Origin of the sequence: Chitinophaga sp. (assembly GCF_036566945.1) — a bacterium.
Lineage (GTDB): Bacteria > Bacteroidota > Bacteroidia > Chitinophagales > Chitinophagaceae > Chitinophaga.
In genome coordinates this window covers 1-3,678 of sequence record NZ_DATCVJ010000747.1, presented here as the reverse complement: position 1 = coordinate 3,678, position 3,678 = coordinate 1, and the positions used below count along the sequence as shown (strand labels likewise).

Genomic DNA, 3,678 nt, shown 5'->3' with positions numbered 1-3,678 from the left:
CCCCTATATCCGATCTATTCTTAAATTTACTGCAACAGCTATCAGCGATAAAACGCCCGATGGATTCGATTTCACTAAGTTTAAAAATGAACCGGAAATAGTGAAGACCGGTAAAATTACTGATGTATTGGGAGGGAAACCCAACATCCTCGTACAAATTCTGAAAGAACCCATTTCTTCTAAAGGCCCACGCCTTAGCTGCGAAATCTCTTTACCCGGAAGGTTTATAGTGTTAACACCCTTTAATGATATTGTTGCGGTTTCTAAAAAAATCCACTCTTCCGAAGAAAGAAAAAGATTGCAGAAAATTGTGGAAGCCATCAAAACGCCCAACTTTGGCGTTATTGTACGCACTGCCGCAGAAGGAAAGAAAACAGCAGAATTACACGAAGATCTGACTACCCTCGTTCAAACCTGGAAAAATATCCAGGCAAATCTCAGCGGTGGCGTTGCCCCGCAAAAGATCCTGAGCGAACAAACCAAAACAGCCAGTATTCTGCGCGACTTGCTCAATGAGAGCTTTAACCGTATAGTCGTTAACGATAAAAATATATATACAGACACCAAAACGTACATTCAAAAGATTGCACCCGAAAAGTCTGATATCGTTAACTACTACAATAACGGATCCCCCATCTTCGATAACTTCGGTATTACCCGCCAGGTAAAGGCATCTTTCGGTAAAACTGTGAACCTCGACAGTGGCGTATACCTCATTATTGAAGCTACGGAAGCTCTACATGTGGTAGATGTCAACAGCGGATATAAAAGCTCCAGCAACAACCAGGAACAAAATGCCCTCGCATCCAACCTGGAAGCAGCTGCAGAAATTGCCCGACAGCTCAGACTGCGTGATCTGGGTGGTATCATTATCATTGACTTCATTGATATGAAACTGCCGGAAAACAAAAAGGCAATATTTGAAGCCATGGAGAAATTTATGGCGCAAGACAGAGCTAAACATACCATCTTACCAATATCGAAATTTGGCCTCATGCAAATTACCCGCCAACGGGTAAAACCTGAGATCACCATTTCTGTAGCAGAAGATTGTCCTACCTGCAGAGGAACAGGTAAAATCGGCGCCTCTATGCTGATCCTCGAAGACATTGAGAAAAACCTGCAATACCTGCTGAATCATCAGCATAAAGGGCTCACCATTCGCACCCATCCTATATTGTACGCTTACCTCACCAAAGGATTCCTTGCATCCAAACAATGGAAATGGTACTTCCACTATAAAAAATGGATCAAATTAAAAGCTGACTCCAATTACCATCTTACTGAATATCGTTTCTTCGACGCCAATGACGAGGAAATCAAGTTATAAAAAGAAAAGGTCCGCAGTTGCGGACCTTTTCTTTTTATAACTTGATTTCCAGCTTTTAGCCATTAGCTTTTAGCTTTTAGCAAAATGCAGCGGATGACGATACTATTATCTGGCTATCTCCGCTGCATTTTGCTAAAAGCTAAAAGCTAAAAGCTAAAAGCGATAATCATCTCTCGCCGGACTAAAGCTGTCAATTAATTTGCAATCGACCAGTGCACGGCCGCCATGAGGTGTATTAGGCGGAATCACCAATGTATCATATTGCTCCAGCACATATTTTTTTCCATCCAGGTTCATTTCAAAACTGCCTTCCGCCACATACGTGATTTGTTCGTGTGGATGCTGATGGATAGGCGAATCCGAACCCGCCATTATCTCCCAGAAGGCCAGCGTACTTTTGCTGCCATGTACAAAACGGCCATAGTGGCCGGCAATCGTGTTTTTTACAGGGATCTCATCTAAAGACGCGGGTTTATTCATATTTCTAGCATTTAGATATTAAATATAGTTGATACAGCAGATTTTAACAACGGTCTGAAGCTATAAGTATATATATTTCATACATTTACCGCCATAAATACCCTTTTAATCCCAATTGTAATTGTCATGTTGTTTTAAGTAAATAAATACATCCATTACGCATATGACTATACGTTTTTACTCCTTACTCGCCTTATTGTCACTCATCATCTTTGCTGCCTGCCAGCAACAAAGTGGTACCCGTAAAAAAACAAAGGCCAGAGATACCTCGCACTATACCAAGCAGGCGTATATTGATGAGACCATCGACAGTAACTATGTGAATACATTCCTGCAATCACATAATGGCTATGATGCGTATGATGAATATATCCTCAACTTCTACCGCAAGCGCGACTTTCATTACGCATGGATCAATAAAGACGGGCTGACAGAACAAGCCAGCAACTTTATTAACATGATGAAAAATGATGCGGCCTACGGGATCAAAGACAGCAGTCTGATGACACCAGACCTGCAGCAACTCACAGATACCCTGCTGGTGAGCGATGTAGGCCTGAAGCCGGGAGATACGGCCATTCCCCGCATTGAAATGTTGCTCACCGCACAATTCTTTTCCTACGGTAATAAGGTATGGGGCGGCATAACCGCCGATTCGGCCAAAGACCTGGAATGGTTTATTCCCCGGAAGAAAATAGATATGGAGAGCTTATTGGATTCCATGGTCGGTAAAAAGAATAATGCTTTTGAAGACGATGAACCGGTAAACAGACAATATATCCTCCTGCGTCAGCAGCTGAAAAAGCTGGCCCAGCTGGAGTCCGAAAAAAAATGGGACTCTATCCGCACTACCCAGAAGAGCTTCAAAAAAGGTGATTCTTCCAGCGTTATTGCCGAAGTGAAATACCGGCTGGAGGCCTTTGGTGACCTGCCCGGAACAGATAGCAGCAAACGTTTTACCGCAGCCCTGGATACAGCTATCCGTAGTTTCCAGGCCAGAATGGGCATAAAGGAAGATGGCACTATCAATAAAAGTGTACTGGATGCGCTGAACACGCCTTTGGGAGATCGTATTAAAGTAATATTAGTGAATATGGAGCGTCTGCGTTGGGTACCTATAGAACCGACCACCGATTACATCATGGTGAATATCCCGCAGTTTAAAATGCATGTATATGATAAAGGAAAACTCGCCTGGAGCTGTAATGTAGTAGTAGGTAAACCCGGTGCCAGCACTGTTATATTTACCAAAGAACTGCGTTATGTGGTGTTTAGTCCTTATTGGAATGTGCCTCCGGGAATACTGGCAAAGGAAGTATTACCTGGCTTGAAACGTAGTGGGAACGGCTATCTGGCAAGACAGAACATGGAAATTGTAGGTGCCAGCGGAAAAACTATTTCTCCCGGATCTATTAATTTCAGCAGGTATTCCGGTGGTAATTTCCCGTACATCGTAAGACAAAAGCCTGGCGGTAAGAATTCACTGGGTAAAGTGAAATTCCTTTTCCCCAATGAGTATAATATTTATTTACATGATACCCCGGCCCGTTACCTGTTCGGAGAAAATAAACGTTCCTTCAGCCACGGCTGTATCCGGGTGGCAGAACCCAAGCACCTGGCACAATGGCTCCTGCGCGATGATTCTACCTGGACAGAAAAGAAAATTGATGATGCGATGAATGCCGGTAAAGAAAAATATGTGACCGTGAAAGATAAGGTGCCTGTATTCATTGTGTATTTCACTGCCTTTGTGGATAGTAATGGCAAGCTGAATTTCAGGGATGACGTGTATGGACACGATGCGAAGCTGGGTGCTTCCTTGTTTGGTAAATAAGCGAATTTTGTCTTTGTTCAGGATTATACTGATT

The 3,678-nt window shown here is 43.0% G+C and carries 3 protein-coding genes; 2 read left to right on the top strand and 1 reads right to left on the bottom strand.

From position 1 onward, the window contains the following. Positions 1-1,330 (top strand): Rne/Rng family ribonuclease (locus VIP81_RS22485; RefSeq protein WP_331966697.1); only part of this gene is annotated, 1,330 nt, incomplete at its 5' end. A gap of 153 nt (positions 1,331-1,483) precedes the next feature. Here the strand turns inward: VIP81_RS22485 and VIP81_RS22480 are convergent. Further along, a complete protein-coding gene (locus VIP81_RS22480) occupies positions 1,484-1,810 on the bottom strand; it encodes a cupin domain-containing protein (protein ID WP_331966694.1) in 327 nt (108 codons plus the stop codon). Between the two features lie 163 nt (positions 1,811-1,973). Between VIP81_RS22480 and VIP81_RS22475 the strand changes: the two genes are divergently transcribed. Beyond that, positions 1,974-3,644 (top strand): L,D-transpeptidase family protein, encoded by a 1,671-nt coding sequence (locus VIP81_RS22475; protein ID WP_331966691.1) that lies wholly within the window; start codon positions 1,974-1,976, stop codon positions 3,642-3,644. Positions 3,645-3,678 lie beyond the last annotated feature (34 nt).

Coding starts and splice junctions, on each gene's coding strand:
- VIP81_RS22475 (WP_331966691.1), top strand. CDS start 1,974: ATGACTATACGTTTTTACTCCTTACTCGCCTTATTGTCACTCATCATC.
- VIP81_RS22480 (WP_331966694.1), bottom strand. CDS start 1,810: ATGAATAAACCCGCGTCTTTAGATGAGATCCCTGTAAAAAACACGATT.